Source organism: Streptomyces sp. Tek67B01 (assembly GCF_055231995.1).
Genome location: NZ_JBUYUY010000001.1, coordinates 5,680,941 through 5,696,011, shown reverse-complemented (window position 1 = coordinate 5,696,011; position 15,071 = coordinate 5,680,941). Strand labels below are relative to the sequence as shown.

The following is a 15,071-nucleotide window of genomic DNA, read 5'->3' as shown; positions in this document are numbered from 1 at the left end:
TCGTCCGTACTCTACGAGGTCGCGCGGGCCCGCCGGCGGCGTCCCGGATGGTGGGACGTCCCAGGGGAGCGCGGCCGACCCCTTACCCGCGGGTACACCCACGTGGCAGGCTGCCGCCATGACTTCCGACCGTGCCCGGTACGACGCGGCCACCGCCCACCTCGACGCCCCGCTGGCGATCGTCGATCTGGACGCGTTCGACGCCAACGCCGACGACCTCGTCCGTCGCGCCGGCGGCAAGCCGATCCGCGTGGCCAGCAAGTCCGTGCGCTGCCGGGCGCTGCTCGAACGGGTGCTGGCCCGGCCCGGGTTCGCCGGGATCATGTCGTACACCCTCGCGGAGAGCGTCTGGTTGGCCCGCTCCGGTTTCGAGGACGTGCTCCTCGCCTACCCCTGCGCCGACCGCGCCGGCTTCGCCGAGCTGGCCGGTGACCCGAAACTCGCCTCCGCCGTCACCGTGATGGTCGACGACCCCGCGCAGTTGGAGCTGATCGACCGCTCCCGCGACGGCGGCGCCCAGGAGATCCGGGTCTGTCTGGAGCTGGACACCTCGCTGCGTCTGCTCGGCGGCAGGGTCCGCGTCGGAGCCCGCCGTTCGCCGCTGCGCGAGCCGGCCGAGCTCGCGGCGCTCGCCCGGGCGGTGAGCGCGCGGCCGGGGTTCCGGGTGGTGGGGGTGATGGGATACGAGGGCCACGTCGCCGGGGTCGGCGACCGCCTCGCGGGACGCCCCGTGCGCTCCGGGGCGATCCGGCTGATGCAGGCCGCGGCGCGCAAGGAGCTCGCCGCCCGCCGCGCCGAGGCGGTGCGGGCCGTGCGCGCCGTCGTCCCGGACCTGGAGTTCGTCAACGGCGGCGGCACCGGCAGCGTGCAGCAGACCGCCGCCGAGGACGCCGTCACGGAGATCGCCGCCGGGTCGGGGCTGTACGTGCCGCGCTTGTTCGACAACTACACCTCGTTCCGGGGCCGGCCGGCCGCGCTCTTCGCCCAGCCGGTGGTCCGCAGGCCCGGCGTCGGGGTGGTGACGGTGCTCGGCGGCGGCTACCCGGCCTCCGGCGCGGCCGGCCCGGACCGGCTGCCGGAGCCGTACCTGCCGCGGGGACTGCGCTACGACCCGCAGGAGGGCGCGGGCGAGGTGCAGACGCCGCTCCTGGGCGCCCCGGCCGACGACCTGCTGATCGGGGACCGGGTCTGGTTCCGCCACGCGAAGGCCGGTGAGCTGTGTGAGCGCTTCGACGCCCTGCACCTGGTCGAGGGTGACCGGGTGACGGCCACCGCCCCGACCTACCGGGGCGAGGGCCGCACCTTCCTGTGACGGCCACCGCCCCGACCTACCGGGGCGAGGGCCGCACCTTCCTGTGACGGCGAACGGCGACGGAGCAGGGGGAGGCGACCAGGGGGAATATCGGATGACCGGCGTCCGTACCGGCACGTAACCTGCCGCCCATGGACCCGCTCACCGAACAACAGATCCGTTCGTCCTTCGTGAACTGCAGCAAGGGCGAGGCGGCCCGGCTGAAGCTGCCGCTGGACTTCGCCGAACTGCCGTGGGACGACCTGGACTTCCTGGGCTGGGTCGATCCCGGCGCGCCGCTGCGCGCCCACATCGTGCGGCCCGGGACGGACGGTTCCCCCGTCGGCATCACCCTGCGGGTGCCGGGCGCCAACCGGGCGGGCGCCTTCAAGTCCAGCATCTGCCAGATCTGCCTGACCGGGCACGCCTCCTCCGGCGTCGCCCTCCTCGTCGCCCCCCTGGCGGGGGCTCGCGGCCGGGAGGGCAACAGCGTGGGGACGTACGTCTGCGCCGACCTGGCGTGCTCCCTCTACATGCGGGGCAAGCGGCAGCCGAAGCTGCGGGCGCGCGGCTACGAGGAGACGCTGACCCTGGAGGAGCGGGTGGCGCGCGCGGAGGCGAACCTGGACGTCTTCGCCGCCAAGGTCACCGGCTGACGGCCGCCGGCGGGAACACCGGGTCCGTCTGGTCGGGGACGACGCTCCCGTCGGCCCGGCGGACAGGGCCGGGCGTGCCGTCGTGGTCGACGTAGCCCGTCGTCGCGCACGGGTACGGGGCGATCTTCCGCTTCTTCGGCTCGATGAACATCGGGTTCACGATCCACGCGCCGTCGCCGTTGTCGTAGGCGCGGCACATCAGTTCGTCCTTGTTCCGGTTCAGTACGAGCCGCAGCGCGGTCGCGTCGCGCAGGAACGAGACGTCGGTGTCGGAGTCGCCCGCCGCGAAGACCTGTCGCCGGGCGGCCGGCCCGACCTTCTGCGCGGCGGCTCCGCGCACGTGGAAGACCTCCTGGTTGATCCAGCAGCGCTTGCCGTCGATGTAGGTGATCATCGTGTCCGCGCCGTCCCGCACCGACCCGCAGCCCTTGAGGTGGGCGGTGAACCTGCCGTCGGGTGTGGTGGTGTTGCGGATGCCGATGACGCGGTCGGCGGCGACGCCGACGCCCTTCGCCCAGACCTCCACGACGGGCTGGGGCGACGCGGAGGTGATCCACACGTCGAAGCCGGCCTTCCGCAGCGCGTCGACGAGGTCCTTCTGCTGGTCGTAGTAGCGGACCCAGCCGGTGACGGTGGCGCTGCCGACCCGCTGTGTGGCGTCGACGGGCGCGGCGAGGTTCTCGGCGCGGGCGGCGGCGGCGAAGGCGCGGACCTCGGCGGGGCTCCGCCCCTGCGTCAGTTGTGCCAGCCAGGCGTAGGCGGGTTCGACCGTGCGGTGGTCCCAGCCGGTGAAGGCCGGGGCGCCGGCCCGGGTGGCTGCGGTGCCGTAGACGGCCAGCACCTCGTCCGCGCAGGCCGTGCCCGACGGGGTGCCGGTGGGCAGCGGGGCGCCGGGGCGGGCCAGGGCGTCGCAGGCGTCGGCGAGGGCGGAGGCGGCGGCCGGGGTGAGGTAGCGGCTGGTGGACGACCAGTCGCCGGTCCCGGGCCGGCGTATCTTCCCGTTGCGCAGCAGCCAGTACATCGTTGCGTCCCCGACGTCGTTCTTGACGACGGTGTTGTCCCAGTCGAAGACGGCGACGGGCTTGGTGTGGGCGGGCCGGTACGGGTCGCACGTCCCGTACCGGTCGATCAGTCGCTGGAGCCGCTCCCGGTTGTCCCCGTACCAGCCGCCCGCGACCTTCGGGGTGGTGCAGCGGGCTCCGGGTACGGCCTGGGCGGTGGGCGCGGTGGCCGCGAGGGCGCCGGCGGCGAGCGTGACGGCGGCGGCCGCGGCCCGGAGGCGGCGCGCGCGGGCGGGTGGGGTCATGGGGGGACGCTCCTGCTCTACGAAGATCACCGGGATTTGCGGGGACGGTCCGGAGCACGACGGCCGGGCGTCGTGCGACGCCCGGCTGTCGGGGGAGGACGGGACGGGCGTGGAGGCCCGGGCGTCCTACAGGGGTGTGACGTACGCGCCGGCGATACCGCCGTCCACGAGGAAGTCGGTGGCGTTGACGAAGGAGGAGTCGTCGCTGGCGAGGAACGCGACGGCGGCGGCGATCTCGGTGGGTTCGGCGAACCGGCCGAGCGGGATGTGCACCAGGCGCCGGGCGGCCCGCTCGGGGTCCTTGGCGAACAGCTCTTGGAGCAGCGGGGTGTTGACGGGTCCCGGGCACAGGGCGTTGACGCGGATGCCCTCGCGGGCGAACTGCACGCCCAGTTCGCGGGACATGGCGAGGACGCCGCCCTTGGACGCGGTGTAGGAGATCTGGGAGGTGGCGGCGCCCATGACGGCCACGAAGGAGGCGGTGTTGATGATGGAGCCGCGGCCCTGGCGCCGCATGTAGGGCAGGGCGGCCTTGCAGCAGAGGTAGACGGAGGTGAGGTTGACGTCCTGGACGCGCTTCCAGGCCTCCAGGCCGGTGGTGAGGATGGAGTCGTCGTCCGGCGGGGAGATGCCGGCGTTGTTGAAGGCGATGTCGACGGAGCCGTAGGTGTCGAAGGCGGTCTTGAAGAGGGCTTCGACCTCCTCGGGGCTGGTGACGTCGACCTTGACGAAGGTGCCGCCGACTTCCTCGGCCGCGGCCTTGCCGGCCCTCTCGTCGATGTCGCCGCAGACGACGTTGGCGCCCTCGGAGGCCAGGCGGCGGGCGGTGGCGAGGCCGATGCCGCTGCCGGCGCCGGTGATGACGGCGGTACGGCCGACCAGGCGGCGGCAGACGATCTCTTCGTTCGACTCGTTGGACTCGTTGGGCTCGTTCGACATGCGCTTCAGGCCTCCGTGCTGATGAAGACGTTCTTGGTCTCGGTGAATGCGGTCAGGGCGTCGGGTCCGAGCTCCCGGCCGAGGCCGGACTGCTTGTAGCCGCCGAAGGGGGTCCAGTAGCGGACGCTGCTGTGGGAGTTGACGGACAGGTTCCCGGCGGCGACGGCGCGCGAGACGCGCAGGGCGCGGCCGATGTCGCGGGTCCACAGGGAACCGGAGAGCCCGTAGTCGGTGGCGTTGGCCAGGCGTACGGCGTCCTCCTCGTCCTCGAAGGGCAGGACGACGGCGACGGGACCGAAGACCTCCTCGACGGCCACGGGCGCGGTGGGGGCGACGTCCGTGACGAGGGTCGGCGGGTACCAGAAGCCGGGTCCTTCGGGGGCCGTGCCGCGGACGGCGGTCAGGTCGTCGGTGACGTACCCGCGGACGCGTTCGAGCTGGGCGCGCGAGATCAGCGGGCCCATCTGGGTCTTCTCGTCGGCCGGGTCGCCGACGCGTACGGCCTCGATGGCGGGGGTGACCAGTTCCAGGAACCGGTCGTAGGCGGAGCGCTGGACGAGGATGCGGGTGCGGGCGCAGCAGTCCTGGCCGGTGTTGTCGAGGAAGGCCATGGGGGCGGCGGCGGCCGCGGCCTCGATGTCGGCGTCGGCGAAGACGATGTTGGGGCTCTTGCCGCCGAGTTCGAGGGTGAGCCGTTTCACCCGGTCGGCGCACTTGGCCATGATCTGCTTGCCGACCGCCGTGGAGCCGGTGAAGACGATCTTCGCGACTCCGGGGTGTTCCACGAGCGCGTCGCCGGTGACGGCGCCCGGCCCGGGGAGCACCTGGAAGAGGTGCTCGGGAATCCCGGCTTCCAGGGCCAGTTCGGCGAGGCGCAGGGCGGTGAGGGGGGTGGTCTCGGCGGGCTTGAGGAGGACGGCGTTGCCCGCGGCGAGGGCCGGCGCAAGCGCCCAGGCGGCGATCGGCATGGGGAAGTTCCAGGGGGCGATCACGCCGATGACGCCGAGGGGTTCGAGGAAGGTGACGTCGATGCCGCCGGCGACGGGGATCTGGCGGCCGGAGAGCCGTTCGACTCCCCCGGCGGCGAAGTCGAGCAGGTCGCGTACGTTGCCTGCTTCCCAGCGGGCGTTGCCGATGGTGTGGCCGGCTTCGCGGACCTCCAGCAGGGCCAGTTCCTCGATGTGTCCGTCCACCACGGCGGCGAAGCGGCGCAGCGACCGGGCCCGGTCCGCGGGGGACGCCGCCGCCCAGCCCCGCTGTGCGGCGGCGGCTCTGGCGACGGCGGCGTCGACGTCGTCCCGTGTGGCGGTCGGGACGGTGGCGACGAGTTCCTCGGTGGCCGGGTTCAGCACGCGCAGGACGGAGGGGGCCGACACATCGGACACGTGGTGCCTCACAGACTTCTCCAAGGGGGGGGTTACAGGCGTTCGAAGGAGCGGCGCAGTTCCCAGTCGGTGACCGCCGAGTCGTAGGCGTCGAGTTCGACGCGGGCCATGTTGCGGTAGTGGGCGACGACCTCGGGGCCGAAGGCGGCCTTGGCGATCTCGCTGTTCTCCCAGAGTTCCGCGGCCTCGCGCAGGGTGCTCGGGACGTGCGCGTAGTCGCCGGTGTAGGCGTTGCCGGTGCAGGCCTGGGGCGGTTCGAGGCGGTTCTCGATGCCATAGAGGCCGGCCGCGACCAGTCCGGCGACGGCGAGGTAGGGGTTGACGTCGCCGCCGGGGAGGCGGTTCTCGAAGCGCGTGGAGCGGCCGTGGCCGACCACGCGCAGGGCGCAGGTCCGGTTGTCCACGCCCCAGGCGACGGCGGTAGGGGCGAAGGAACCGGGCCTGAAACGCTTGTACGAGTTGATGTTCGGGGCGTAGAGAAGGGAGAAGTCGCGCAGCGCGGCGAGTTGGCCGGCCAGGAAGTGCCGCATCACCGGGGACATGCCGTCGGGGCCGTCCCCGGCCATCGCGTTGTGCCCGTCGGCGTCGGTGAGCGAGAGGTGGATGTGGCAGGAGTTGCCCTCGCGCTCGTCGTACTTGGCCATGAAGGTGAGCGAGACGCCTTCCTGGGCGGCGATCTCCTTGGCACCCGTCTTGTAGACGGAGTGCTGGTCGCAGGTGGTGAGGGCCTCGTCGTAGCGGAAGACGATCTCGTGCTGCCCGAGGTTGCACTCGCCCTTGGCGGACTCGACGACCAGGCCGGCGGCCTGCATCTCGTTGCGGATGCGGCGCAGCAGGGGCTCGACGCGGCCGGTGCCGAGGACCGAGTAGTCGATGTTGTACTGGTTGGCGGGGGTCAGGTCGCGGTAGCGGGAGTTCCAGGCCTGTTCGTAGGTGTCCTGGAACACCATGAACTCCAGCTCGGTGCCGACCATCGCGTCGTACCCGTGTTCGGCGAGGCGCTCCAACTGGCGGCGCAGGATCTGCCGGGGCGCGGCGACGACGGGCGTGCCGTCGTTCCAGGCGAGGTCGGCGAGGACGAAGGCGCTGCCGGGGTTCCACGGGACGCGGCGCAGGGTGGCGAGGTCGGGGTGCATGGCGAAGTCGCCGTAGCCGCGGTCCCAGGAGGACATCTCGTATCCGTCGACGGTGTTCATCTCGGTGTCGACGGCGAGCAGGTAGTTGCAGCCCTCGGTGCCGTGGGCGAGGACCTCGTCGAGGAAGAACTGTGCGGCGAACCGCTTGCCCTGGAGGCGCCCTTGCATGTCGGGGAAGGCCAGGACGACTGTGTCGATCTCGCCGTCCGCGACCAGGGAGCGGAGCTCCTCGGGCGCGAGCGGCGGCTTGCGGTCTACCACTGGAATCTCTCCTTCGGTGAGCCGAGTGGGCCTAAGGTATTGAACAGAACCATTGCTTGGGAAGGGGTGGAGCCCAGATGACCGACACGGCGGGCGAGGGCGACGCGATCGCGCGGTTGAATCCCGTGCTGCGGCAGGTGCGGGCCGGCAACGGTTTCGAGGAGGCGCTGGAGCAGATCCTCCAGGTGGTTCGACTGGGGCTGGTGCCTGGCGGGGAACGGCTACCGCCGGAGCGGGAGTTGGCGGAGCGGATGGGCATCAGCCGGGTCACGTTGCGCGAGGTGCTGAAGGTGCTCCAGGACCAGGGCCTGGTGGAGGCCCGGCGCGGCCGGTACGGCGGAACGTTCGTGCTGGCCCGTCCCGACACGCCGGCCGACGGCGCGGAGCGGGAGCTGCGGCGCCGGGTCGCGCGGGTGGACATCGAGGACGCCCTGCGCTTCCGCGAGGTCCTGGAGGTGGGCGCGGCGGGTCTGTGCGCCGCGCACGGGCTGACCGAGGAGGGGACGGAACGGCTGCTCGCCGCTCTGGCCGCCACCCACGACGCCCCGCTCCAGGACTACCGCCGCCAGGACACCCTGTTCCACCTCACCCTGTGCGAACTGGCCGGTTCCCCCACCCTGACGGCCCAGTACGCCGCCGTCCGGGCCACCGTCAACGATCTGCTGGACTGCATCCCGCTGTTGGTGCGCAACCTGGAGCACTCGCAGCAGCAGCACACCGCGCTCGTCGAGGCGGTGCTGGAGCGGGACGCGGACTCGGCCCGCGAGACGATGCGCGAGCACTGCTGCGGCACGGCCGCGCTGCTGCGGGGCTTCCTGGCGTGAACGGTCGCGGGCGGCGCCGGATCGAGAGGGTTTCGTAACGCCTGTTCAACGCGGGGGACTTGCGCGTTCCACCCACATGACGCAAAGGTACGCCTCACGACCATTGCCCTCACAGGCATCGCCCTCACAACCACCGCACGCGTCACCCCACCACCCGTTGCACCACCTTGCCCCAGGCAGGAGCGCACATGGCCGACGACATCGAGGGCCGGCTGACCGCCGCGCCCGGACCCACCAAGGCCCCCGAGGCCGGAAGCGACACGTACCTGGAACGCCGCACACTGCGCCGCGGCAGCGCCGGTTGGCTGCTGCTCACGGGCCTCGGCGTCGCCTACGTCGTCTCGGGGGACTTCTCCGGCTGGAACGTCGGCCTCGCCCAGGGCGGGTTCGGCGGCCTCGCCATCGCGACCGCCTTGATGGGCGCGATGTACGCCTGCCTGGTGTTCTCGCTCGCCGAGCTGTCCGCCATCTTGCCCACTGCGGGCGGCGGTTACGGTTTCGCCCGCCGGGCGCTGGGCACCTGGGGCGGCTTCCTCACGGGTACGGCCATCCTCATCGAGTACATCCTCGCGCCCGCCGCGATCTCCATCTTCATCGGCGACTACGTCGAGTCCCTGCACCTCTTCGGCCTCACCTCCGGATGGCCCGTCTACCTCGCCTGCTTCGCCGTGTTCATCGGCATCCACCTGTGGGGGGTGGGCGAGGCCCTGCGCTTCTCGCTCGTCGTCACCGCCGTCGCCGTGCTCGCCCTTCTCGTCTTCGCGGTGGGCGCGTTCACCGAGTTCGACCCGGCCCGTCTCGACGACATCGCCGTCGACACCTCCGCCGCGGGCGCGAGTTCGTGGCTGCCGCTCGGCTTCCTCGGCATCTGGGCCGCGTTCCCCTTCGGCATGTGGTTCTTCCTCGGGGTGGAGGGCGTCCCGCTGGCGGCCGAGGAGGCCAAGGACCCGGTGCGCTCGATGCCCCGCGCGCTGTCGATCTCCATGGGCATCCTCGTCCTGCTGGCCCTGATGACGTTCCTGGCCTCCACCGGCGCGCGCGGCGCGGACGCCATCACGGACGCGGGCAACCCGCTGGTGGTCGCGCTGGAGGGCGACCCCGGCCTGTCCTGGCTCAAGACCTTCGTCAACTACGCGGGTCTCGCCGGACTCGTGGCCTCCTTCTTCTCGCTCATCTTCGCGGGTTCCCGCCAGCTCTTCGCGCTCTCGCGCGCCGGCTACCTGCCGCGCTTCCTGTCGCTCACCTCGAAGCGCAAGGCCCCGTACCTGGGCCTGCTGATACCCGGCGCGATCGGTTTCGCACTGGCCGCCGCCACCGGCAACGGCCCTCGCATGTTGAACATCGCGGTGTTCGGCGCGACCATCTCGTACGCCCTGATGGCCCTGTCCCACATCGTGCTGCGGCGCCGCGAGCCGGGGCTGGAGCGCCCGTACCGCACCCCGGGCGGCGCCGTCACCTCGTCCGTGGCCTTCGCCCTGGCCCTGTCGGCACTGGTCGCCACCTTCCTGGTGGACAAGGACGCGGCCCTCATCGCGTTGGCCGTCTACGCCGTCGCCCTCGCCTACTTCGCCTTCTACAGTCGCCACCGGCTCGTCGCCTCCGCGCCCGAGGAGGAGTTCGCGGCGCTGGCCGAAGCCGAGGCGGAATTGACCCGTGACTGAAATCCTGACGCCGACTCGGCTCCCGTCCACCCGGAGGTAGAAACGTGCCCAGGCCGCTCATCGGCATCACCACCTACGTGGAGGAGTCCACCCGCTACGGCGTGTGGGACCTCGCGACCTCCCTCGTCCCCTCCGGGTACTACGAACTCGTCCAGGCGGCGGGCGGTGCGGCCGTCCTGCTGCCCCCGGACGAACCGTCGCGGGCCGCGGAGGTGCTGAGCCGGGTGGACGGCCTGGTCGTCGCGGGCGGCCCCGACGTGGACCCGGTGCACTACGGCGCCGCGCGCGACCCCCGTACGGGCGCACCCGCGACGGTCCGCGACACGTGGGAGCTGGCGCTCATCCGGGCCGCGCTGGAGTCCGGCGCCCCGCTGCTCGGCATCTGCCGGGGCATGCAGGCGCTGAACGTGGCCCTGGGGGGCACGCTGATCCAGCACATCGACGGCCATGTGCACACCCCGGGCGTCACCTCGTGGCACCCGGTCCGCCCCGTCGACGGCACCCGCTACGCGTCCCTGGTCCCGGAGGAGGCGGAGGTCCCCACCTACCACCACCAGGCGGTGGACCGGCTGGGCGACGGGCTGGTGGTCTCGGCGCACGCGCTGGACGGCACCATCGAGGCCATCGAACTGCCCGACCCGGACCGGTGGGTGGTGGGCGTGCAGTGGCACCCTGAGCGCGACAAGGACACCCGGGTGATGGCGGCGCTGGTGGAGGCGGCCGCCACCGTCCCGGCCCTCGCCGTCTGACGGCTCAGGCGCACTGCGAGCGCCTCAGGCGTGCTGCGGGACCTCGTCCTTCATGGCCGTCTTGAGCTGCTCGCGCAGCTCCGGGCTCGCCTCGTGCCCGTGCACGGACACGGCGTGCTGCTCGGCGGCGCGGACCAGTTCCTCCTCCTCGCCCGACATGAAGAGGCTACAGTTCGATTCACTCGGGAATTCGCGGCAGTCGATCGTTTTGCGCATCACGCGCCTCCTCGGATCCGACTGCCTCCATTGTCCGCCCGTACCGTCACGGTGGCGAACACGGGTTCCGGCCGGCCGTGATCGGCTCGCGCCGCTCAGGAGCGGGCCCGGGTCAGCGACAACAGGTCACGGGCCGGCCCGGCCGGGCGGGCACCCGTCGGCCACACGGCCCGCAGCGCCCGCGCCAGCCCCGCCCCGACGACCGGGACCTCCACCAGCCGCCGGGACGCCAGCTCGTCCCCCACCGCGAGCTCCGACAACACGCACGGCCCCGCCCCGCTGAGCGCCGCCGACTTCACCGCGGTGGTGGACGCGAGCTCCAGCAGCGGCTGCGCCAGTCCCCCGGACGCGGCCAGCGCCGCGTCCAGGACCTGCCGGGTCCCCGACCCCCGCTCGCGCAGGATCAGCGGGGTCGCCACCAGCTCCGCGGCCTCCACCCCCCGCGAGCGCCGGGCCCAGGCGTGCCCCGGCGCGACCGCCACCACGAGCCGGTCCTGCGCGATGACCACCGAGTCCAGTCCGTCGGGTACAGAGAGGCCCTCCACGAAGCCCAGGTCCGCCTCGTGCGAGAGGACCAGCTCGGCGACGAGCGCCGAGTTCCCCGCGTGCAGGGACACCGCCGTCCCCGGCCGCTGTCCCCGCAGCGCGATCAGCCACCCCGGCAGCAGGTACTCCGCGATCGTCATGCTGGCCGCGACCCGCAGCCGCGAGTCCCGCCGCCCGCGCAGCGCCTGCGCGCCCACGTCGAAGGCCTCGGCCGCCTCCACCACCCGGCGGGCCCAGTCCGTGACCAGGGCGCCCTCCGCCGTCAGCGTCGACCCGCGCGGCGAGCGGTCCACCAAGGCCACGCCCAGCCGGGTCTCCATGGCCCGGATCCGGCTGCTCGCCGCCGGCTGGGTGATCCCCAACCGGCGGGCCGCCCCGCTCAGGCTGCCGACCCGCGCCACCGCCAGCAGCAGCTCCAGCGCGCCCAGGTCCGGCACGCGGTGCGCCAGTGGCACCACTTCCTCGTTACCCATAAATGCAGTTTATGCCCTCATACGAAACCTCCCCCTGCCCCCGACCGCGCCCGGACACGAGGCTGGGCCCATGGTCACCACCCTCGTGCGACCCCGCACCACCACCGAACCCGCGCCCCGGGCCCACAAGGCCCCCGCGCTCCGGCACCTCGGCCCCAACTGGTACGCCTGCGTGATGGGCACGGCGATCGTCGCCAACGCGGGCGCCACCCTCCCGTACCAGCTCCCCGGTCAGCAGGTGGCCTGCCGGCTCGTCTGGGTCCTGTCCGCCGCGGCCCTCGCCGTGCTGCTCACCGCCCGGGCCGGGCACTGGCTCCACCACCGCGACCAGGCGCGCGCCCACCTCCTCGACCCCGCCGTCGCCCCCTTCTACGGCTGCCCGGCCATGGCCCTGCCGGCCGTCGGCGCCGGCGCCCTGCTCGTCGGCAAGGACGTGATCGGCGCCCCGGCGGCCGTCGCCGCCGACGCCGTGCTGTACACCGCCGGGACCGTGATCGGCCTGCTGATGGCCGTACTGGTCCCCTACCTGATGGTGGTGCGGCACGAGGTCGAGCCGCGGCAGGCCACGCCCGTATGGCTGCTGCCGCTGGTCTCCCCCATGGTCTCCGCCGCCCTCGGCCCCCTGCTCATCCCGCACCTGCCCGCCGGCCAGGCCCGCGAGGCGATGCTGCTGGCCTGCTACGCCATGTTCGGCCTCAGCCTGCTGGCCACCTTGACGATGCTGCCACTGGTGTTCGGCCGCCTGATCGTGAGCGGACCGCTGCCCCTGGCACTGACCCCCACCCTGTTCCTGGTCCTGGGCCCCCTCGGCCAGTCGACCACCGCCGTCAACCAGCTCGCCGACATGGCCCCCCTGTCGATCGGCGCCCCCTACGCGAACGCGTTCGGGGCCTTCGCCGTGGTGTACGGGGTGCCCGTGATGGGCTTCGCCCTGCTGTGGCTGGCCCTCGCCGCCGCGATGCTGCTCCGGGCGGCCCGGGCCGGCATGGGCTTCACGATGACCTGGTGGGCGCTGACCTTCCCCGTCGGCACCTGTGTGACCGGAGCCGCCGGCCTGGCCCGCCACACCGACCTGACCGCCTTCTCCTGGCTGGCCTGGGCCCTGTTCCTGACCCTGCTCACCACCTGGCTCCTCGCCACCGCGCACACCCTGCGCGGTCTGTTCACGGGCCGGCTGCTGCCCCGCTAACGGGCGGCCCGCAGGGCCTCGGCCAGTACCGTCGGAGCCTCCGCCAGCGAGGGCCCGTACCAGGTCAGGTGCCGGCCGCTGACGAGCGCGGCCGGCAGGCCCGAGAACGCCTCGGGGCCGTCCTGCGCGGTGAACCGGTACGGCTCGTCCGGCAGGACCACCAGGTCGCAGCCCGCGGCGTCCGCCTCGGCCGGTGTCACGCGCGGGTAGCGCTCGGCGTGGCCGGCGTAGACGTTGCGCACCCCGAGGCGGCCCAGCACGTCCCCGGCGAAGGTGTCCCGCCCCAGGACCATCCACGGTCGCCGCCACACCGGTACGACGGCGCGCACCGCGGCCGGGGGCTCCACCGCCGCCCACGCCTTCTCGGCGTCGGCGAGCCAACCCGGTCGCGCCCGCCCCAACACCTCGACCAGCAGCCGGTCCAGCTCGCCGAAGGCCTGCGGCAACGAGCGGACCTCGGTGACCAGCACCCGCACCCCGGCCGCCCGCAGGGCCGCCAGGTCGGCGGCCCGGTTCTCCTCCTCGTTCGCGATGACGAGGTCCGGGCGCAGCCCGACGATCGCGGACACGTCGGGGTTCTTCGTCCCGCCGATCCGCAGCGCTCCCCCGAGGTCCTCGGGACGCGTGCACCAGTCGGTGACCCCGACGAGCAGGCCCGGGGCGCTCACCGCCACCGCCTCGGTCAGCGACGGCACCAGCGAGACGATCCGCCGCACGCCGCTCAGTGCTCCGGCGAGGGCGGCTCGGACGTCGCGTGGATGTGCTCCCCCACCGCCACCACCAGGATGCGGGTGTCCTCGCTCATCGCCCGCCAGCGGTGGCGCACGCCACCGGACAGGAACAGCGCGTCGCCGTTCTCCAGCCGGTAAGCCCGCCCCTCGGCCTCGACCTGGCAGGCGCCCGCGACGACGTACATCAGCTCGTCGTTGCGGTGCTGGTACTCGCGGCCCGCGTCCTGGTCCCCGCTGAACTCCAGCGCGTGCAGTTGGTGGTGCCCGCGTACGAGTGGACGCACGCCCGGGGCCGGCGCCAGACCGGAGTCGTCCCCGGCCCGTACGAGGTCCACCGTGCGCGCGGTGTCGGAGGCGGCCAGCAACTCGACGGCGGTGGTCTCCAGCGCGTCCGCGACCCGCTCCAGGGACCGCATGCTCGGCCGGGCCCGCTCGTTCTCTATCTGGCTCAGGAAGGGCACGGACAGGCCGCTGCGCGCCGATACGACGGCCAGGGTCAGATGGAGGGCGCGGCGCCGCTTGCGCACGGCGACACCCACCCGAAGCGGTTGCTCCTTGGCGTCCTTCTCCTTCTCGTCCCTGCCGTGCGTGCCGATCTTTCCGTCCCTGCCGTCCTTGCCGTTCATGTCGGGGCTGCCCTCCCCTAATCCACTCGTCGCACATCGGTGTGCTGTAAGCACCTTACGCAGCAACCGCCCCCGGATTCGCGTTCACGGCAGGACCGGCCGACGTCGGCGGCCGACGGGGCGGCTGCGGCATCATCGTCAGCGTGACGACACGACGCCTGATGCTCCTGGACACCGCCTCCCTCTACTTCCGCGCGTACTTCGGCGTGCCGGACTCCGTGAAGGCCCCCGACGGCACACCGGTCAACGCCGTGCGCGGCCTGCTCGACTTCATCGGGCGACTGGTCCAAGACCACCGTCCCGACGACCTGGTGGCCTGCATGGACGCCGACTGGCGACCGCAGTGGCGGGTGGACCTGATCCCGTCGTACAAGGCGCACCGGGTCGCCGAGGAAACCGAGAGCGGCCCCGACGTGGAGGAGACGCCCGACACCCTCACGCCGCAGGTGCCGATCATCGAGGCCGCGCTGGACGCGTTCGGCATCGCCCGGGTGGGCGTCGCCGGGTACGAGGCGGACGACGTCATCGGGACCCTCACCGCCCGGGCGACCGGCCCGGTGGACATCGTCACGGGCGACCGGGACCTGTACCAGCTGATCGACGACGGGAAGCGGCGACGCGTCCTTTACCCGCTCAAGGGCGTCGGCTCGCTCCAGGTGACGGACGAGGCGTGGCTGCGCGAGAAGTACGGGGTGGACGGGCCCGGCTACGCGGACCTGGCGCTGCTGCGCGGCGACCCCAGCGACGGCCTGCCTGGGGTGCCCGGGATCGGCGAGAAGACGGCGGCGAAGCTGCTGGACGCGTTCGGCGACCTGGCCGGGATCATCGCGGCGATCGACGACCCGAAGTCGAAGCTGACCCCCACGCAGCGCAAGCGGCTGGACGAGTCGCGGCCGTACCTGGCGGTGGCCCCGAAGGTGGTCAAGGTCGCCTCGGACGTCCCGCTTCCCGACTTCGACCCGGCGCTCCCGGCGGCGCCGGCCCGGCCCGAGATGGTCGACGCGCTCGCCCGCCGCTGGGGTCTGGGCGGAGCCGTGGCCAGGCTGAGCAGCGCGCTGCACCACTGAGGTGCTAACTTAGGG

The 15,071-nt window shown here is 72.9% G+C and carries 15 protein-coding genes; 7 read left to right on the top strand and 8 right to left on the bottom strand.

The features are described from left to right. Positions 1–118: 118 nt before the first annotated feature. A complete protein-coding gene (locus ACV7NM_RS25580) occupies positions 119–1,312 on the top strand; it encodes an amino acid deaminase/aldolase (protein ID WP_463412477.1) in 1,194 nt (397 codons plus the stop codon). Positions 1,313–1,443: 131 nt separating this feature from the next. Beyond that, positions 1,444–1,947 carry an FBP domain-containing protein gene (locus tag ACV7NM_RS25575; protein WP_463412476.1) on the top strand — a complete coding sequence of 168 codons (504 nt, stop codon included), beginning with the start codon at positions 1,444–1,446 and terminating at the stop codon, positions 1,945–1,947. Here ACV7NM_RS25575 and ACV7NM_RS25570 read toward each other — a convergent pair. The 4 genes from ACV7NM_RS25570 to ACV7NM_RS25555 all read right to left on the bottom strand — a co-directional run bounded on the left by ACV7NM_RS25570 (position 1,937) and on the right by ACV7NM_RS25555 (position 6,974). Then, positions 1,937–3,253 carry a haloacid dehalogenase-like hydrolase gene (locus ACV7NM_RS25570; protein ID WP_463412475.1) on the bottom strand — a complete coding sequence of 439 codons (1,317 nt, stop codon included), beginning with the start codon at positions 3,251–3,253 and terminating at the stop codon, positions 1,937–1,939. The two genes, ACV7NM_RS25575 and ACV7NM_RS25570, sit on opposite strands and share 11 nt — an antisense overlap. Positions 3,254–3,379: 126 nt before the next feature. Beyond that, positions 3,380–4,192 carry a 3-oxoacyl-ACP reductase gene (locus tag ACV7NM_RS25565; RefSeq protein ID WP_463412474.1) on the bottom strand — a complete coding sequence of 271 codons (813 nt, stop codon included), beginning with the start codon at positions 4,190–4,192 and terminating at the stop codon, positions 3,380–3,382. A gap of 5 nt (positions 4,193–4,197) precedes the next feature. After that, positions 4,198–5,589, bottom strand: a complete 1,392-nt coding sequence (locus ACV7NM_RS25560; protein WP_463412473.1) for an aldehyde dehydrogenase family protein — start codon at positions 5,587–5,589, stop codon at positions 4,198–4,200. 20 nt (positions 5,590–5,609) lie between these two features. Next, positions 5,610–6,974 (bottom strand): glutamine synthetase family protein, encoded by a 1,365-nt coding sequence (locus ACV7NM_RS25555; protein ID WP_463412472.1) that lies wholly within the window; start codon positions 6,972–6,974, stop codon positions 5,610–5,612. 77 nt (positions 6,975–7,051) lie between these two features. On the opposite strand from ACV7NM_RS25555, the gene ACV7NM_RS25550 reads away from it, so the two are divergent. The 3 genes from ACV7NM_RS25550 to ACV7NM_RS25540 all read left to right on the top strand — a co-directional run bounded on the left by ACV7NM_RS25550 (position 7,052) and on the right by ACV7NM_RS25540 (position 10,208). Continuing rightward, a complete protein-coding gene (locus ACV7NM_RS25550; RefSeq protein WP_463412471.1) occupies positions 7,052–7,798 on the top strand; it encodes a FadR/GntR family transcriptional regulator in 747 nt (248 codons plus the stop codon). A gap of 188 nt (positions 7,799–7,986) precedes the next feature. After that, positions 7,987–9,459: an ethanolamine permease gene (eat, locus tag ACV7NM_RS25545; RefSeq protein WP_463412470.1), complete on the top strand. Its 1,473-nt coding sequence runs from the start codon at positions 7,987–7,989 to the stop codon at positions 9,457–9,459. 44 nt (positions 9,460–9,503) lie between these two features. After that, complete coding sequence (locus tag ACV7NM_RS25540; protein WP_463412469.1) at positions 9,504–10,208, top strand: gamma-glutamyl-gamma-aminobutyrate hydrolase family protein; 705 nt, start codon at positions 9,504–9,506, stop codon at positions 10,206–10,208. A 24-nt stretch (positions 10,209–10,232) separates the two neighbouring features. On the opposite strand, the gene ACV7NM_RS25535 is transcribed toward ACV7NM_RS25540, so the two are convergent. After that, positions 10,233–10,424 (bottom strand): DUF1059 domain-containing protein, encoded by a 192-nt coding sequence (locus ACV7NM_RS25535; RefSeq protein ID WP_463412468.1) that lies wholly within the window; start codon positions 10,422–10,424, stop codon positions 10,233–10,235. Between the two features lie 95 nt (positions 10,425–10,519). Beyond that, on the bottom strand, positions 10,520–11,443 hold the full coding sequence (locus tag ACV7NM_RS25530; protein WP_463412467.1) for a LysR family transcriptional regulator: 924 nt from the start codon (positions 11,441–11,443) through the stop codon (positions 10,520–10,522). A gap of 70 nt (positions 11,444–11,513) precedes the next feature. Between ACV7NM_RS25530 and ACV7NM_RS25525 the strand changes: the two genes are divergently transcribed. Then, entirely contained in the window at positions 11,514–12,632 is a 1,119-nt protein-coding gene (locus ACV7NM_RS25525; protein ID WP_463412466.1) for a TDT family transporter, read from the top strand. Here the strand turns inward: ACV7NM_RS25525 and ACV7NM_RS25520 are convergent. Together ACV7NM_RS25520 and ACV7NM_RS25515 are read right to left on the bottom strand one after the other, a co-directional pair. Next, positions 12,629–13,348, bottom strand: coding sequence for a helical backbone metal receptor (locus ACV7NM_RS25520; RefSeq protein WP_463412465.1), 720 nt, complete (start codon positions 13,346–13,348; stop codon positions 12,629–12,631). The genes ACV7NM_RS25525 and ACV7NM_RS25520 overlap by 4 nt on opposite strands. Before the next feature lie 5 nt (positions 13,349–13,353). Then, complete coding sequence (locus tag ACV7NM_RS25515; RefSeq protein ID WP_463412464.1) at positions 13,354–13,989, bottom strand: helix-turn-helix domain-containing protein; 636 nt, start codon at positions 13,987–13,989, stop codon at positions 13,354–13,356. 161 nt (positions 13,990–14,150) lie between these two features. Here ACV7NM_RS25515 and ACV7NM_RS25510 point away from each other — a divergent pair, with 161 nt between their 5' ends. Further along, positions 14,151–15,056, top strand: coding sequence for a 5'-3' exonuclease (locus tag ACV7NM_RS25510; RefSeq protein WP_463414066.1), 906 nt, complete (start codon positions 14,151–14,153; stop codon positions 15,054–15,056). Positions 15,057–15,071 lie beyond the last annotated feature (15 nt).